Source organism: Agromyces sp. S2-1-8, assembly GCF_021129215.1.
Lineage (GTDB): Bacteria > Actinomycetota > Actinomycetes > Actinomycetales > Microbacteriaceae > Agromyces > Agromyces chromiiresistens.
Window position 1 is genome coordinate 1,349,079 of record NZ_JAJOLP010000001.1, and the last position, 17,387, is coordinate 1,366,465.

Annotated in this window: 10 protein-coding genes; 6 read left to right on the forward strand and 4 right to left on the reverse strand. The window is 69.8% G+C overall.

Annotated elements, in window-relative coordinates; genetic code table 11:
• Positions 1–2: 2 nt before the first annotated feature.
• The 3 genes from LR269_RS06105 to LR269_RS06115 form a co-directional block, all read right to left on the reverse strand.
• A complete protein-coding gene (locus tag LR269_RS06105) occupies positions 3–1,019 on the reverse strand; it encodes a glycosidase (protein ID WP_231429878.1) in 1,017 nt (338 codons plus the stop codon).
• A gap of 102 nt (positions 1,020–1,121) precedes the next feature.
• Entirely contained in the window at positions 1,122–1,994 is an 873-nt protein-coding gene (locus LR269_RS06110) for a carbohydrate ABC transporter permease (RefSeq protein ID WP_231429879.1), read from the reverse strand.
• Positions 1,991–2,932 carry a carbohydrate ABC transporter permease gene (locus LR269_RS06115; protein WP_231429880.1) on the reverse strand — a complete coding sequence of 314 codons (942 nt, stop codon included), beginning with the start codon at positions 2,930–2,932 and terminating at the stop codon, positions 1,991–1,993. The genes LR269_RS06110 and LR269_RS06115 overlap by 4 nt, the downstream gene beginning before the upstream one ends.
• Positions 2,933–3,144: 212 nt before the next feature.
• Between LR269_RS06115 and LR269_RS06120 the strand changes: the two genes are divergently transcribed.
• The 6 genes from LR269_RS06120 to LR269_RS06145 all read left to right on the forward strand — a co-directional run bounded on the left by LR269_RS06120 (position 3,145) and on the right by LR269_RS06145 (position 16,940).
• Positions 3,145–4,257: a LacI family DNA-binding transcriptional regulator gene (locus tag LR269_RS06120; RefSeq protein ID WP_231429881.1), complete on the forward strand. Its 1,113-nt coding sequence runs from the start codon at positions 3,145–3,147 to the stop codon at positions 4,255–4,257.
• An 11-nt stretch (positions 4,258–4,268) separates the two neighbouring features.
• Entirely contained in the window at positions 4,269–5,051 is a 783-nt protein-coding gene (locus LR269_RS06125; protein WP_231429882.1) for an HAD-IIB family hydrolase, read from the forward strand.
• 369 nt (positions 5,052–5,420) lie between these two features.
• Positions 5,421–6,587, forward strand: coding sequence for an RtcB family protein (locus LR269_RS06130; protein ID WP_231429883.1), 1,167 nt, complete (start codon positions 5,421–5,423; stop codon positions 6,585–6,587).
• 331 nt (positions 6,588–6,918) lie between these two features.
• Positions 6,919–14,799, forward strand: a complete 7,881-nt coding sequence (locus tag LR269_RS06135; protein ID WP_231429884.1) for an SdrD B-like domain-containing protein — start codon at positions 6,919–6,921, stop codon at positions 14,797–14,799.
• 221 nt (positions 14,800–15,020) lie between these two features.
• Positions 15,021–16,331: an MFS transporter gene (locus LR269_RS06140; protein ID WP_231429885.1), complete on the forward strand. Its 1,311-nt coding sequence runs from the start codon at positions 15,021–15,023 to the stop codon at positions 16,329–16,331.
• A gap of 141 nt (positions 16,332–16,472) precedes the next feature.
• Positions 16,473–16,940, forward strand: coding sequence for a pyridoxamine 5'-phosphate oxidase family protein (locus LR269_RS06145; RefSeq protein WP_231429886.1), 468 nt, complete (start codon positions 16,473–16,475; stop codon positions 16,938–16,940).
• A gap of 29 nt (positions 16,941–16,969) precedes the next feature.
• Here the strand turns inward: LR269_RS06145 and LR269_RS06150 are convergent, their stop codons facing one another.
• The gene (locus LR269_RS06150) at positions 16,970–17,317 is read right to left on the reverse strand and encodes a hypothetical protein (protein ID WP_231429887.1); all 348 of its coding nucleotides are present in this window, start codon (positions 17,315–17,317) and stop codon (positions 16,970–16,972) included.
• Positions 17,318–17,387: the final 70 nt, after the last annotated feature.

Here is a 17,387-nt window from a genome sequence, read left to right on the forward strand (position 1 = left end):
GCTCACTCCAGGCGGGTCAGCTCCGCGACGCCGATCGACGAGTCCGCCATTCCGTAGAAGACGAAGCGGCGGTCGCCGATCTGCTCGATCGCGGTGGGGAAGACGACGTTGCCGAGCGTGCCGTGCAGCTCCTCAGAGGTCTCCGGTTCGAGCAGCGGTTCGGCGGAACGGGCGATGACGCACCGTGGGTCCGCAGCGTCGAGCAGCATGGCGCCGGCCGAGTACCGCGATCCATGGGCGAGCTCGAAGCCCTTTGGCGTCGCCCCCGACACCCCGTGGTGCAGCAGCAGCCAGCCCTCGGGTACGCGCAGCGGAGAAGGGCCGGCACCGATCTTCGCGGTCTCGTACGCCATCTCGGGAGCGGCGATCATCGACGAGCCGAGCACCCGGGTGAGCGCCGCGGGGTCGCGCTGCACGGCTTCGAGGTCGACGTAGCCGATCCAGATCGAGGGGCGGTCGTCGTCGATGCCCGCGGGCGTGCGTGCACCCTCACCCGGACGAAGCCAGTCGAGGTCCCACATCGGTCGGTGCAGCAGTGCGAGGCTCTGACGTCCGTCGGGCGCCGTGACGAGCTCGGGGAAGAACACGATGTCCTTGTTCGGGAAGAGATTGAGATCCGTCTCGAGCTCGGGCTGGTACTCGAAGTGGATCGGCCCGAGCCGTCGCCACTCGATCGTGTCGCTGGAGATCGCCAGCGCGGGCTTCGGCCCGAGCGGACCATAGGCGATGTACGTCATCACGTGCAGGCCGATGGGCTCCAGGAACGTGATCCTCGGGTCCTCGACCCCGGCGTTCCGCCGGCCGTGCTCCCACCGCTCATCCGGTGAGAGCACGATGCCGAGCCGCTCGACGCCGACGGGGAGCCCGTCGACGATCGTGACCCGGGCTCGGGCGATGCGCGAGACGTTGCCGGCGGCGACGACGCGCGGGTAGAGGTAGAGCTCGCCGTCGGCGCCCCAGGCCGTGCCCGGGTTGAGTACGCCCTCTGCCTCGAGCGGGTCGCCCGGGTCCGCGGACATGATCGTTCCGAGGCGACGGAGTGCGTAGGGGACTGCGGTCGTTCGTGTCTGGTCGTGGAGTCGGGTCATTACCTTGCCTTGGAGGGTGTCGGAGTCGTCGGCTCAGCCCTTGATGGCGGAGCCGAGGTTCGCAGAGGTGAAGTTCCGCTGGAACAGGAGGAAGAGCACGACGACCGGCACCGCGAGCACGCAGGCACCGGCGAGCACGGCGCCCATGGGGTTGTCGAGGAACGCTCCGTTGGTCTGTGAGAAGTTCGCCAGGCTGACGGCGAGGGTCTGCTTCGAGGCATCCTTGGTCACCAGGAACGGCCAGAGGAACTCGTTCCAGGGGCCGATGAAGGTCACGAGCATCGCCGTGAGCACGGCCGGACGCACGAGCGGCACCGCGATGGAGACCAGGATGCGCAGCTCGCTCGCGCCGTCGATCCGCGCCGCGTCGAAGACGTCGCGGGGGATCTGCAGGAAGTACTGCCGGAAGATCAGCACCGCGACGGAGTTGATCGCGAACGGCAGGATCATGCCGATGAAGCTGTCGGCGAGGCCGAAGTACCGCACGACCATGACGTACAGCGGGATCATGAGGAGCTGGAACGGGATCGTCTGCACGAGGAGCACGAGCGCGAACACGACCCCTCGACCGCGGAACGAGAGCACCGCGAGGGCGTATCCGACGAGCAGCCCGAACACGAGGGTGCAGCCGACGACCCCGATCGTGAAGATGAGCGAGTTCATGAGCGACCCGACGAGATCGACCGACTCGTTGATCTCGATGAAGTTGTTCAGCGTGAGGTTGCCGGGCAGGGGCAGCAGGCCCAGCGGGCTCGTGTCGCGCTCGCGCTGCAGCGCGCCGATCACCATGTAGTAGAACGGCACGAGGGCGAGGAGCGCGCCGACGAGCAGCAGCGCGAAGCGGAGCACTCCGACCACGCGGCCTCGGTGGGCGGGGCGCTCGGCTCTCGGGGTCGATGCGGTCATCGGTCCTTGCCCTCCGTGATGCGTCGTGAGATGAGCGAGACGATCAGCACGGCGATGACGAGGATCATCCCGATCGCGGCGGCGATGTCGGGCTTCCCCTGCTGGATGCCCAGCTGGTACATGAGCAGCGCGGGCGTCATGGATGCGCCGTTGGGACCGCCGCCCGTGAGGAGGTAGGGCTCGGTGAAGATCTGCGCGGTGGTGATGATCGACAGCAGCACGACGAGCGAGGTCACGGGGCGAACCGCAGGCAGCGTCACCGAGCGGAAGCGCTGCCATCGTCCGGCGCCGTCGAGCTGCGCCGCCTCGTGCAGCTCGCTCGGCACGTTCTGGAGCGCGGCGAGGTAGAGGAGGATGTAGAAGCCGAGGTTCTTCCAGGTGACGTACAGCGCGATGAGCGGCATGATCAGCGTCGGATTCGCGAGCCACGAGGGTTCGGGAGCGAGCGGGCCGAGCAGCGAGTTCACGACGCCGTTGCTGTTGAACAGGAAGATCCAGACGGCGAGCGTCGCGACCGATGCCGTGATGTACGGGACGTAGTACGAGATGCGGAAGAACCCGCGCCAGTGCACCGCGGCATCCAGGCCTGAGGCGAGCAGCAGGCCGAGGACCACGGTGAGCGGCACGTTGATGACGAGGAAGATCAGCAGGTTGCCGAACGCCTGCTGCACCGCGGGATCGTTGATGACCGTCGCGAAGTTGTCGAACCCGACGAACGGATGCGGGACTTCGACGCCGGGAGCCGTGAAGTAGAAGTCGTGGAACGACATCCAGACCCCGAACCCGAACGGGATCAGGAAGACCACGATCACGAAGATCGCGTACGGCGCGCTCAGCAGGATGCCGAGGGGATTCTCGCCGAGCCAGCGGCGGAGGGCACCGCCGCTGCGGCGAGGGTGGGCGCTGCCCGGATGATGCGCTGGCGCGGCACTGCCCATCGCGATGCTCCTCACTTCGGTACGACCGATGGTCGGCGACCTCTGCGAGGAGTCCGGCCATCGGTGACGAGTCCCTAGTAAACCGGTTTTGGTGAGATCGGTCAACTCTCCCGGGCCGCGCGGTTCGGATCTCTGCGCTTCGCCGGTATTCTGGGCGATTCTGTGATCCAGGGTGAGCTAAAACGCGCTAAACACCCGCTATGCTTCGGAGCATGGACGTCACACCCACCGACGAGGGGAGCCCGAGCGGCTCGGCCGCTTCCGGCATCAGGAACGGGCAGCGGGATCGCAAGGTCACGATCGGCGACGTGGCCGCGCGGGCGGGCGTGTCGAAGAGTGCGGTCTCCTTCGTGTTCAACGGGCGCCCGGGGGTGGGAGACACCGCGAGGGAGCGGATCCTGGAGGCGGCGAGGGAGTTGGACTGGCGGCCGGACGCCAGGGCGCGTGCGCTCTCCAGGAGCCGCGCTCAGGCGCTCGGCCTCGTCATCCGGCGCGAACCCGAGCTGCTGAGCACCGACCCGTTCTTCCCGCAGTTCGTCGCCGGCGTCGAGAGCACGCTCTCGACCGTGGGCTACGCCCTCGTGCTGCAAGTGGTGGAGAGCGAGCAGGCGGAGCGCGACGCCTACTCGAGGTTCGCCCACGAGGCGCGCGTCGACGGCGTGTTCCTCACCGATCTCCGCATCGAGGACGGGCGCCCCGCCGCGCTCGAGGCGCTGGGCATGCCGTGCGTGCAGCTCGGCTCGGCCGAGGACGACCCCTCGCTGATCGGACTCGACGACGCCGCCGGGGTCCGACGCGCAGTGCGTCACCTCCACGCCCTGGGTCACCAGCGGATCGCGCACGTCGCGGGGTCCGACCGCTACGTGCATTCGCGCGTGCGCCGTCAGGCGTGGGCCGACGAGATGACGCTCCTGGGGCTCGAGCCCGGACCGGTCGTCGTCGGCGACTTCACCGGAGCGTCGGGCGCGCGCGCGACCCACGAGCTCCTCGACCATCCGCAGTCGCCGACGGCGATCATCTACGCCAACGACATCATGGCGATCGCCGGCGTCTCCGCCGCGATCGATCGCGGTGTGCGGGTGCCCCGTGACCTGTCCATCGTCGGGTTCGACGACATCCCGCTCGCGCCGTACGTCATCCCACCGCTGACGACGGTGCGTCAGGACGTGTTCCAATGGGGCAGTGCCTGCGCTCGGACGCTGGTCGCGATCGTCGAGGGTGAGGCGCCGGCGCCGGTCGAACTGCCGCCCGTGGAGTTCGTGGTCCGCGGGAGCACGGCTCCGCCGCGGAACCGCGCCGACCAGACGCCCGGCGTCGACGATTGAGGAGACGCCCGATGCCGACCCCGCGCCTCGTCGCCTTCGACCTGGACGACACGCTCGCGCCCTCGAAGACGGCGATCGAGCCCGCGATCGGCGAGCTCCTGCTCGAGCTCGCCGACCGCGTCGAGGTCGCGATCATCTCCGGCGGGCAACTCGGCCAGTTCAGGTCGCAGGTGATCGACCGGCTCCCCGACGCCGGGGCTGAGCGGCTCTCGCACTTCCACCTCCTGCCCGCCTGCGGCACCCAGTACTACCGCGTCGGCATCGAGGGGGTCGCCGAGGTCTACCTGCATCCCCTCACCGACGACCAGAAGTCGCGTGCGCTCGCCGTCGTCGAGGCCGAAGCGCGCCGGCTCGGGTTGTGGGAGACACGCACCTGGGGCGACATCCTTGAGGACCGGGGTTCGCAGATCACGTTCTCCGCGCTCGGGCAGCAGGCCCCCGTCGCTGCGAAGTCGGCGTGGGACCCGACCGGTGAGAAGAAGGACGCCCTGCGCAGCGCCGCCGCAGCCCTGCTGCCCGACCTCGAGGTGCGTTCGGGAGGGTCGACCTCCGTCGACATCACCGACCGCGGCATCGACAAGGCCTACGGCATGACCCGGCTCGCCGAGCAGACCGGAATCCCGCTCGGCGACATGCTCTTCGTCGGCGACCGGCTCGACGAGCAGGGCAATGACTACCCGGTGCTCGCCATGGGGGTCGAATGTCATGCGGTGAACGGCTGGGAGGACACGGTCGCCTACCTCGAGGTGCTCGTTCCGACGCTGCCGATGCGCACCGTCGCCGTCGCGCGGTGATGCCATGGCGTCGACCCGGTGTTGACCCCTGCCCCGAAACCCCGCTAGTGTGCCAAGGCCGCGCCGACCGCGCGGCATCCCCGGAATCTGGAATGGAGGCGGCCATGAGCGTGCATCTGCAGCGCACGAACAAGCCGGCCTTCGTCGAGCCCGCGAACCAGCCCGCCCAGCGCGGGTTCACCCGTGAACTCGACCAGCTTCTCGACCAGGCACCCTGACGCCCGCGACCACTCGCGAATCCGTCACCCCGTGCCGCTCGAGGCCCGGGGTGTTTCTCTGTCTGCGCGCGACGAGACCCTCGGGCCCGAGGAACTCGAAGTCGGCCCCGCAACGCGGAGCCGACGCGATTCAACCAGACAGGAAAGGACCATGGAGAAGATCTCCGATCGGCTCGTCTCGTGGGCGAGCCTGCTCGACGAGCTGACCGTCGAGCAGGCCCGCGTCTCATCGACGATGCCGTTCATCTACCCGCACCTCGCGCTCATGCCCGACGCGCACCTCGGCCTCGGGGCCACGGTGGGCTCGGTCATCCCGACGCTCGGTGCGATCATCCCCGCGGCCGTCGGCGTCGACATCGGCTGCGGCATGATCGCGGTGCAGACGCAGTTCGAGGCATCCGACCTGCCCGAGGGCCGCAGGGAAGTGCGGGAGCAGATCGAGCGCGCGATCCCGCTCTCGGCCGGCAAGTACAACCGCAAGATCGTCGCGACCGCCGAGCCGCGCGTCGCCGAGCTCGAGGCCCTCGCCGAGGCGAAGGGCTTCGACCCGGCCCGGTACGCGGGCAACTGGCGCGAGCAGCTCGGCACGCTCGGCAGCGGCAACCACTTCATCGAGGTGTCGCTCGACGAGGCCGACCGGGTGTGGCTGTTCCTGCACTCGGGCAGCCGGGGCGTGGGCAACAAGATCGCGCAGCACCACATCAAGGTCGCGCAGCGGCTCGCGAAGCAGTGGTGGATCGAGCTGCCGAACCCCGACCTGGCCTACCTCGTCGAGGGCTCGCCCGAGTTCACGCGGTACATCGCCGAGCTCAGGTGGGCGCAGCACTTCGCGCTGCTCAACCGTGAGGAGATGATGGACCGGGTCATCCGGCAGGTCTCCGAGTGGGTGGGCACCCCGGTGGAGGAGCGGCAGCGCATCAACTGCCACCACAACTTCACCGAGAGCGAGGAGCACTTCGGCAAGCGGGTGTGGGTGTCGCGGAAGGGCGCCATCCAAGCCGACGTCGGTCGGCCGGGGCTCATCCCGGGCTCGATGGGCACCGCCTCGTACGTCGTCGAGGGGCTCGGCGACACGATGTCGCTGAACTCGTCGCCGCACGGCGCCGGCCGGGAGTACTCGCGGTCGAAGGCCCGCAAGACGTTCACGCACGAGCAGCTGCGTGAGGCGATGGTGGGCATCGAGTTCCGCGACACCGACGCGTTCATCGACGAGATCCCGCAGGCGTACAAGCCGATCGACCGGGTGATGGCCGACGCGGCCCCGCTCGTGAAGGTGCGGCACACGCTGCGGCAGATCGTGAACGTCAAGGGCGACTGAGGGTTCAGCGGGTTGAGGGGGCGCGACGCGCCGCCTCGATACCCGCGACGGATGCCTCGGCCGCGGCCCGCGCACAGGGGGAACGTGCGCGGGCCGCGGTGGGGCTCGCCCACGGCGGGGAGTGGCTCCCGTCCAGGGCCCCTCGCCGGGGGTCGTGCCGGTCTTTCACCTAGACCGCGTGATGTCGCGAGCGGCGTCCACCGGCAGGATCGGCGAACGAGCGCCCGGTGCTTCCCGCGAAGCCCGTGCGAAAGTTCGGAGGGGGATCCGAACGTCATCTCGGAGGGGGTTCCGAATGTCATCGGTCGACACGCGGCGCACGAAGCGGTGGGTGGCTTCCTGGCCTCGCCCGGTGGTGGTGCTCATCACGTCCGTCAGCCTGCTCGCGATGGTGCTGGTCGCACCGCAGCCGGCGTTCGCGGGCCCGGGCAGCCTCGTGGGCGGGCTGGCGTGGGCGGACGTGAATCGCGACGGCGTGCGAACCCCCGACGAGGCCGTGAAACCGGGGGTCGCCGTCGAGCTGCTGTCGTCGCCGACCGGCCCCGTGGTCAGCACGACGACCACCGGCGCGAACGGCAGGTACAGTTTCGCGAACGTCGCCGACGGGAGCTACTACGTGCGGGCGACCGCGCCGGGGCCGTTCGTCTTTCCCGCCACCGCGCAGGGGCAGAACGTGTTCACCCGTGCGGGCGTGCCGGCGGTGGGCAGTCCCGAGCGCGGCATCACCGGTCCGATCACGATCGCCGGCGCGACGCAGGCGACCAATCTGGACGCGGGGCTGCAGCCGCTGGCGACCCTGCAGACCGAACGGCTGCAGATTCCGAACTCCTGCGAGACGTACGCGACGACCGGCACGCCCCCGTGGGACGCCACGGACGGCCCCGGACTGGACACGGGGCCCGGCAACTGCATCGTGCGCGTCGGCGACACGGTGCTGCAGAACTACTCGGTGTCGCTGACGGGCCTCCCCACCGGGGTCAGCGTGCCGAACGTCGTCATCGAGATGACGATCAACCCGGTCTCGAACCCCGACGACCCGAGCGATGTCGCCGACTCCCGGCTCCAGCTGGCCGGCCCCGGCACCAACGGGCTGCCTGCGGGATGCCTCGCGGCGGCGAACGGGGCCAACCCGCCGTCGTCGGCGACGACGAACGCGAACGGCTCGATCACCGTGGTCTGCAACCTGGGGTCGATGTCGTCGAACGTCGGCACGGTGCAGCTCGCGTACCGCTTCGCCGACGACACGCCGATCCCGGGCTTCGCGTCGGTCACGGCGTCCGCCTACGCGGGGCAGGACGACGCGGCGCCGTCGAACACCGTCTCGGGCCCCGTCGTCCAGGTGACCGGCACGGCGCAGTGGGAGGCGAAGAAGTTCCTGCAGAACGGGCCGATCCGGGCCACGCGCACCGTCAACGGCGTCGCCACCCCCGGGTTCGACCACTACTACTGGATCGATCTCATCAACGTCATGGGTGCGATCGGTGGATCCGACCTGCAGTGGCCGATCTCGTTCACCGACCGGATGACGAAGTTCCCGAACGCCGTGCTCTTCAGCTGCTCGCCGAGGATTCCGGGCAACGACGTCGCGGTATCCGACTGGAGCGTCACCTGCCCGCTCAACCAGGCGGCCGGGACGACCGGATGGAACATGACGGCGTCGAAGCCGTCGACCTCGCGGCAGGAGAACACCCGCATCCTCGTCGGCGTGTTCGTACCCACCGCCGACGCATACCGGTCTGTCGACCCCGACTGGCAGCCGGGCGACACGCCGCCGGCGGGAACGGTCTCGTGGGAGAACCAGATCCGGGACACCAACGGCTGGCACATGATCGGCGGACAGCTCAACGATCCTCCGGGCAGTGTCGGGCCGGGGTACGAGCCCGGCTGGGACGGCACGACCGCGAGCGGCGACAACGTCGTGGCGCGCCAGTTCAACATCACCGAGCCCCGGTGGGACCTGTCGAAGACCAACACGGGGAATCCGTCGTTCCAGGAACGTGACCTCGACAACAACCCCGCCACCCCCGCGGTGCCCGGCTTCAACGTGGCGTACCAGTTCACGGTCAGCGAGTCCAACGGCAACATCCTCAGCAGCAACATCGACCGCATCGCGTTCAAGGACGTGATGCCGCAGTACCCGGGTGCCGTGCTCACGGGCTGCCTGGGCCACTCCGGAAACTTCAACACGGGCACGCCGACATGCGAGACCGGGGTGCAGCCCGCAGACGGCTGGGACATGAGCTTCACGCCGAACGCGAACGGCAACAACACCAAGACCAATACGTGGCAGGCGTTCTTCTTCGTCCCGACCCCGACCATCCCCGATCCGTGCCGTGCGAACGTGAACGACACCATCTCGGTGCGCAACGAGGCGACCGACACCGACGGCTGGACCGCCGGCGGCTGGCTCATCAACAACACCGGACTCGAACCCGGGTGGGACGGCACGACCGCGACCGGCAACAACGTCGTCACCCGCACGTTCAACGTGCGCAGCACCGTCAGCGACTGCGGCACCCTGCGCGGCGACAAGCAGTACGAATCGCTCGCCGGCGGGTTGACCGCTTGGAACCAGTTCTCGCTCGGCGACGTCGTGAACTCGCACGTCTGGACGACGGCGAGCACCAACCGCATCTCGCTGACCGACCCGACGGTGTGCGACGTGTTCGACGTCTCGGTGTGGCGCGTCTCGGGCAACCCGCTCACCCCGGTCACCGGCGCCGACCCGAACCCGCACCTGCAGGCGAACCCGACCAACCCGAACTTCGATCGCAACGACTACGTCATCGAGTACGCGGTCGGCACCAATGACGTCGATACGCAGACCGGGGTCGGCAACGGGCTCGACAACACGGCGAACGTGACCGATGCCCGGGCCTGTCGTGACTACCCGGGCCCCTGGACCACCGACCCCGCCGCCACCTTCGGAGCCGACTGGCGTGACGAGGTCAACATGGTGCGGGCCAGGCCGGTGAACGCCGGCCACGTCGAGGTCGGCCCCTTCACCCTCGGGCTGTACCTGCCGCTGCAGTCGCGCTGGCAGTACAACGGCGGGCCCAACGCGGGCGAGGACATCCCGCAGGGGGTGCTGCTGAACAACACGGGTGCATGGCCGCAGATCGAGGCGAACGGGTCACTCGCGTGGCGTGACGTCTCGCGGCAGCTCACCGCGAACCTGCCGCTCAGCGGTCGCAAGTCGTACGCGACCGAGGCGGGCAACCAGTGGGCCGACAACGCGACGGTCGCCGCGGGAACGAAGGTGCAGTCGATCGTCGAACTCGGCGCCGACCGCGTCCTCCTCGGCGCCACGACCGGTCCGCCCAACGGCGTGCAGGCGCCGGGTGCGCCCGACACCCTCGGATTCCCGGTCGACAATCCCACGGTGTGCGACGCGTTCGACGTGTCGGTGTTCCAGCTCGATCGCCTCGGGTGGTCGACCTCGTCGGGCATCACCCAGAGCGACTATGTGATCGAGTACGCCGTCGGGTCGAACGCGGTCGACACGCAGGCCGGCCCCGCATCGGGCGGGCTGTACCCGGTCGACCGGACGTCGCTCGTGGCTGACGCGACGGACTGTCGCGAGTACGACGGCCCCTGGGTGACCGACCCGGCGCAGTTCGGGTCCGACTGGCGCAACAAGGTGAACATGGTGCGCATGCGCCCCATCGACACCGACTACGTCCAGCACGCCGCGTTCGCCCTCACGCTGCGCACCATGCTCAAGGCGCGCGGCGTGTACAACGGCGGGCCCGATGCCGGCAAGCCGCTGCTCACCGGCGTCCGGCTCTCGAACGTCGGCGGCTGGTCGGCGGGTCCCCGCGGTGACCAGTGGGCCACGATGCAGAAGGAGGTCCGCTACCAGGGCATGCAGCTCATCGTCGCGAAGTCGGTCGGCCAGGCGACCTACCTGCCCGGGCAGGACGCGATCTGGAACCTCAGCGTGGGTCTCAACAACGCCGAGGTCGGCGCGGTGATGGAGAACATCCGTCTCGTCGACACCGTTCCGCTGGGGCTCACGTACAACTCGACGTGCACCCGATCCCGGCTTCCGGCGGGGGTCACCGTGAGCTACAACGCGGCGACCCGCGAGGTCACGTTCATCCTCGGCGATGTCACGGCCACGGCCGCCAACTACTGGATCCGCACGGGGGCGACCGCGCTGCAGCTGTGCGCCACGCTCGAGACGGTGGCGCAGCCCGGCGACACCTATGTGAACCAGGTGCGGGCGCTGGCGGACAACTCCGAGAACTCCCCGACGGCGACCGCGACCACCACGGCGACCGGGTCGGGCCAGCTGGGGCTCGTGAAGAACGTCGACAAGGCGCTCGTGGCGAACGGCGAGACCTACACCTGGTCGCTGGACTGGGCGAACACCTCGACGGTCATCTCCTTCCTGCCGACCGATCTCATCGACGTGCTGCCCTGGAACGGCGACGCCGATCCGGCCGCCGGCTCGGCGCGCGGCCAGTACGCGTCCGACTACCAGGGCCTCTCGCAGCTGACGGACCCGCTCGCCGCGCCGACCTACGTCCGCGGCGGCACGGGCAACGTGCCCGGCACCTGGTACTACTCGACCGCCAACCCGTCGACCATCAACCACGACCCGCGCAACCCCGCGAACGCCGACCCCGCGGCACCGGGCGGCCTGTGGCAGACCGCGGCCGAGATCGCCGACATCGGCGACGTGACCGCGGTGCGTTTCGTCTCGAGCACCGCACTCGGCACCGGCACGCGCGTACGCGCGTTGATTCCCATGGTGTCGACGAGCAACGAGCTCGACAACGTCTACGTGAACCGCGCCGAGATCTACTCGGGCACGTTCCCGAACCAGCCGCTGCTGTCGAACGAGCCGTACGTCGTCATGCCCGGATTCACGGTCGGTGACCTCGTGTGGCTCGACGAGAACGGCGACGGGCGCTTCGACGACGGCGAGCCGGGCATTCCCGGCGTGACGGTGCAGGTCCTCGACGCCGACGGCGAGATCGTCTCGACCGAGGTCACCGACGCGACGGGCCGCTGGGTCTCCGAGGCCGTCCCGGCCGGCACGTACACGGTGCACATCCCGGCTTCTATGTTCGCTCCGGGCGGCCCACTCGCCGGCACCGTCGTGCGCACGGCCGGGTCGAGCGCCGCCAACGCCGTGAACGAGCGCGGCGACAACAACAACACCGCCGCTGCCGATCCCGCAGCCACGGGCCTCAGCAGCTCGCCGGTCACGCTCTCGTACGTGCGTGACACCCGCGGGTTCCTGACCGGTGCGAACGGGGCGCTCGGCGACGACGTCGCGGGTCTCACCAACCCCCTCATCCCCGACGAGTTCAGCAACTTCACGATCGATCTGGCTGTGATGCCCGAGCCCGAGGTCGATATCGAGAAGTCGACGAACGGGCAGGATGCCGATCAGCCGACGGGCCCGAACGTGGCGGTGGGCGGTGTGGTGCGGTGGACCTATGTGGTGACGAACACGGGCGGGGTGGACCTTGCGGACGTGACCGTCACCGATGACCGGGTGGATGCCGCGGCGATCGACTGCGGCGGCACCGGCTCGAACATCGTGGTCGGGCCGCTTGCGCCCGGTGGGTCGTTCACGTGCGTCGCTGAGGGCACCGCGACCGAGGGGCAGTACGAGAACCTGGGGTCCGTCACGGCCTTGGACCCCACCAGTACCCCGGTCGCCGACGATGACCCGTCGCACTACTTCGGTGCGACGCCGGCGGTCGACATCGAGAAGTCGACCAATGGTGAGGACGCCGACGAGCCGACGGGGCCGCTCGTGACGGTCGGCGGCGAGGTGCGCTGGACGTACGTGGTCACGAACACGGGCAACGTGCCGTTGACGGACGTCACGGTCGTCGACGACCAGGTCGACGCGGCCGACATCGACTGCGACGGCACCGGTTCGAACGTCGTGCCCGGTCCGCTGGGGCCTGACGAGACGTTCACCTGTGTCGCGTCGGGTGAGGCGAGCCTCGGGCAGTACGCGAACCTCGGCACGGTGACGGGCACCGGCCCGGAGACGACCGATGTCGACGGCAACGCGGTGGCCGGGCCGACCGTCACCGATGAGGACCCGTCGCACTACTTCGGCATCGAGCCCGCGGTCGACATCGAGAAGGCGACGAACGGCCAGGACGCGGACGAGGTCACCGGCCCGGTCGTGGCCGCGGGCGGCGAGGTGCGCTGGACGTACGTGGTCACCAACACCGGCAACGTGCCGCTGACGGACGTCACGGTCGTCGATGACCAGGTGGACGCCGCCGACATCGACTGCGACGGCACGGGTGGCAACGTCGTCGACGGGCCGTTGGCTCCGGGCGCGTCGTTCACGTGCGTCGCGACGGGTGAGGCGACGCCGGGGCAGTACGAGAACCTCGGCACCGTGACGGGTATCGGCCCGGAGACGACCGATGTCGACGGTGAGACCGTCGCCGGTGAGGAGGTGACCGACGAGGACCCGTCGCACTACTTCGGCGTCGCCCCGGCCGTCGACATCGAGAAGGCCACCAACGGCGAGGACGCGGACGAGCCGACCGGCCCGAGCATCACCGTCGGCGGCGATGTGGAGTGGACGTACGTCGTCACCAATACCGGCAACGTGCCGCTCACCGACGTGGCGGTGACCGATGACCGGGTGGATGCCTCGGGCATCGACTGCGACGGCACCGGGAGCAACGTCGTCGCCGGTCCGGTGGCGCCCGGTGACACGTTCACGTGCGTCGCGAACGGCACGGCGACCGCGGGGCAGTACGAGAACCTCGGCAGCGTGACCGGTATCGGCCCCGAGACCACCGACGTCGACGGCGAGCCCGTCGCGGGCGAGACCGTGACCGACGACGACCCGTCGCACTACTTCGGCGTCGAGCCCGCCATCGACATCGAGAAGGCGACGAACGGCCAGGACGCCGACGAGCCCACCGGTCCCATCGTGAACCGGTTCGGCGAGGTGCGCTGGACCTACGTCGTCACCAACACGGGCAACGTCGTGCTGACCGACGTGACGGTGACCGACGACCTGGTCGACGCCGACGACATCACCTGCGAGGGCGGCGACGGCAACGTCGTCGCCGAGCTCGAGCCGGGCGAGTCCGTCGAGTGCACGGCGACCGGCACGGCGATCGTCGGACAGTACGCGAACCTGGGCTCGGTGACCGGGATCGGTCCGGCGACCACGGATGTCGACGGCGAGCCCGTCGCGGGCGAGACCGTGACCGACGACGACCCGTCGCACTACTTCGGCGTCGAGCCCGCGGTCGACATCGAGAAGGCGACGAACGGCCAGGATGCCGACGAGTCACCCGGCCCGCTCGTCGCCGCGGGCGGCGACGTGCGCTGGACGTACGTGGTCACCAACACCGGCACGAGCGACCTCACCGACGTCACCGTGACCGACGACCAGGTGGACGCCGCGGACATCGACTGCGACGGCACGGGTGGCAACGTCGTTGCCGGGCCGTTGGCTCCGGGCGCGTCGTTCACGTGCGTCGCGACGGGTGAGGCGACCCCGGGGCAGTACGAGAACCTCGGCACCGTGACGGGCATCGGCCCGGAGACGACCGATGTCGACGGTGAGACCGTCGCCGGTGAGGAGGTGACCGACGAGGACCCGTCGCACTACTTCGGCGTCGCCCCGGCCGTCGACATCGAGAAGGCCACCAACGGCGAGGACGCGGACGAGCCGACCGGCCCGAACGTGACCGTCGGGGGCGGGGTGCGGTGGACCTACGTCGTCACGAACACCGGCAACGTGCCGCTCACCGACGTGGCGGTGACCGATGACCGGGTGGATGCCTCGGGCATCGACTGCGACGGCACCGGGAGCAACGTCGTCGCCGGGCCGCTCGAGCCGGGTGCGTCGTTCACGTGCGTCGCCACCGGCACCGCCGTCATCGGCCAGTACGCGAACCTCGGCACCGTGGTCGGCACCGGCCCGGAGACCACTGACGTCGACGGCGGCCCGGTGGCCGGTGCGGTCGTGACCGATGAGGACTGGTCGCACTACCTCGGCACGGTCACGTCGACTCCCCGGCCCGGCGACCCCCCGACTGGGAACCCGCCGTCGGGCGAGAACCCGCCGCCGGCCACGAGCGACGACGACCCGCTCGCCAGCACGGGCTTCGCGATCGGCGTGCCGATCGCCCTCGGAGCCGTGCTCCTCGGCGGTGGCCTCCTGTTCGTCCTGATCGCGCGGCGCCGCAGGTCGTCATCTCGATGAGTTGAGGACGCGCGGAGCGCCGTCCGGAAACGCGCGACCGCGCCGGTCGAGGAGCGACGAAGGAGCGTATCGAGGCCCGCCCTGAGCAGGTCGGCGTGGTCTCGATACGGCGCTGCGCGCCCCCTCGACCGACGGATGTCGATCTCGACCCTGCCCGTTCGACGCATGAGTAGAAGCGCCTGCTTCACGAAGCATCCGAACTCTCGGCAAGGAGCACGATCATGACTGCACCTCGGGCCCTCCGCCCCCTGCGGAACCCCGCCTACCGGTGGCTCGCCGCCGCGCTCGTCGCATCGATGATCGGTGCGGGCATCTGGATGGTCGCCCTCGTCTGGCAGATCGTCGCCATCGGCGGCGGGGCGGCCGAGCTGTCGTTCGTCGCCGGTGCATCTGCGGTCGGGATGCTGCTGACCACGCTCCTCGGCGGCGCGCTCGCCGATCGCATTCCGCAGCGGCGCATCCTCATCACGGTCGAGGTCGTGCGCGCCGCGAGCGTCGGGGCGGTCGCCCTGCTCGCGCTCGCCGGAGCCCTCGACGTCTGGCACCTCGTCGCCGTCGCCTTCGTCGGCGGTGTGATGGCGGGCCTCTACTACCCGGCGTACTCGGCGCTGCTGCCGAGCGTCGTGCCCGAAGACGAACTGCTCGCCGCCAACGGCTTCGAGGGCATGGCGCGCCCGGTGCTCATGCAGGCCGGCGGCCCGGCGCTCGCGAGCGCGCTCATCGCGGTCTCGTCGCCGGGTGCGGCGCTCGCGGTCGCCGCGCTCACGGGCGTGGTCGCGGCAGTGTGCCTCAAGCGGGTTCCCGACCAGCCGCTGCGTGGCGAGCGAGCGAGCGGAACGAGGCATCCGGCCGTCGCCCTGCTCGTCGACGTGCGCGACGGATTCGCCTACATGGTGCGCACGCCGTGGCTGCTCGGCACCCTGGCGTTCGCGTCGCTGCTCATCCTCATCATCATGGGGCCGTTCGAGGTGCTCGTGCCGTTCGTCATCAAGGATGTCGCGGGCGCCGGCCCCGAGGGCCACGCGCTCGTGCTGGCCGCGTTCGGCATCGGCGGCGCGGTCGGGTCGATGGTCGTGGCATCCCTGCGGCTGCCGCGCCGGTACCTGACCGTCATGAACCTCTTGTGGGGGCTCGGCTGCCTGCCGCTGCTCGTGTTCGGCCTGACCGACCAGCCGTGGGTGATGGCACTCGCCGCGTTCGCCGTCGGCGCCGCGTTCAACGGCGGCGTCGTCATCTGGGGAACGCTGCTGCAGCGCCGGGTTCCGCCCGAGATGCTCGGACGCGTCTCGAGCCTCGACTTCTTCGTCTCGCTCGCGTTCATGCCGGTGTCGATGGCGATCGCCGGGCCCGCGGGCGAGCTCGTCGGACTGCCCGTCGTGTTCCTCATCGCCGGCATCGCCCCGCTCGTGATCGGCGTCGTCGCGATCGTCGCGGCCCGCATGCGCCGCGACGAGCTCGCGAACCCCCTGGATGCCGCAGAGCCGGCCGACCTCGACACGGTGGATGCCTCGCCGGAGCCGGCGTTCGCGTGACGCTCGTCGGTCGAGTAGCCGCGCAGCGCCGTATCGAGACCACCCCGTCGGCCTCTCGTCGGTCGAGTAGCGACGAAGGAGCGTATCGAGACCACGGACCCGCGCACTCCCTCTTACGGCATCACCCAAGAGCTGATACCCATGAACATGCCCTCAGACGTGAACGCATCACCTGCTGAAGCCGCCCGCCGCGTCGTCGACGCCAACACGTACATGACCCTCGCGACCGCCGATGCTTCGGGCAACCCGTGGGCGACGCCCGTCTGGTTCGCCGAGCACGAGCTGCGCGAGTTCGTCTGGGTCTCCCGCTTCGCGACGCGACATTCCCAGAACATCGCCGCTCGTCCCGAGGTCGCACTCGCGATCTTCGACTCGACGGTCGCCGTCGGCAGTGCGATCGCCGTCTACGTCGAGGGCCTCGCCGGCGAGCTGCCCGACGACGAGCTCGATGCCGCGCTCGCCGTGTTCGACACCCGGTCGGTGGCGCAGGGCCTCCGCAGCTGGACTCGTGACGACGTCACCGGCACGGCACCCTTCCGTCTCTACCGGGCGACGGCGACGCAGGTCTACGTGCTCGACGAGCTCGAGCGGCGGGTTCCTCTCCTGTAAGCGGCACCGACGCGGGCGGCGCCGCGCGCCTAGGGCACGCGCTTCGCCGCATGCCGCGCCGCGCGCCGCCGTTCGAGCGCGGCATACCCCTTGAACATCATCGGCATGACCCAGTAGGCCGCGATCGGCACGACGATGAGCGTGAGTACGAAGGCCCGCAGCACGGGATGCCAGCCCCTCGTGAACGGTTCCGACAGCATGCCGACGATGGCGACGAGCGGAAATATCGTGAGCCACACGATGAGTGCCGAGACATGGATGTTCGGCCGCGCAGGAGGCGGGGCGGGCTGCGGCAGGGCAGCCTGCGGCGGGGCGGACTGCTCGGTCTGTTCGAGGTGCGGCGCGGGTACGTCGTGCTCAGGCGGTGTGGTCGACATCACGGCCTCCGTGATCGGGGCATGGCCGCGGGCGGCGGCGAGACACGCGGGCGCGGCCGACTCGTTCCAT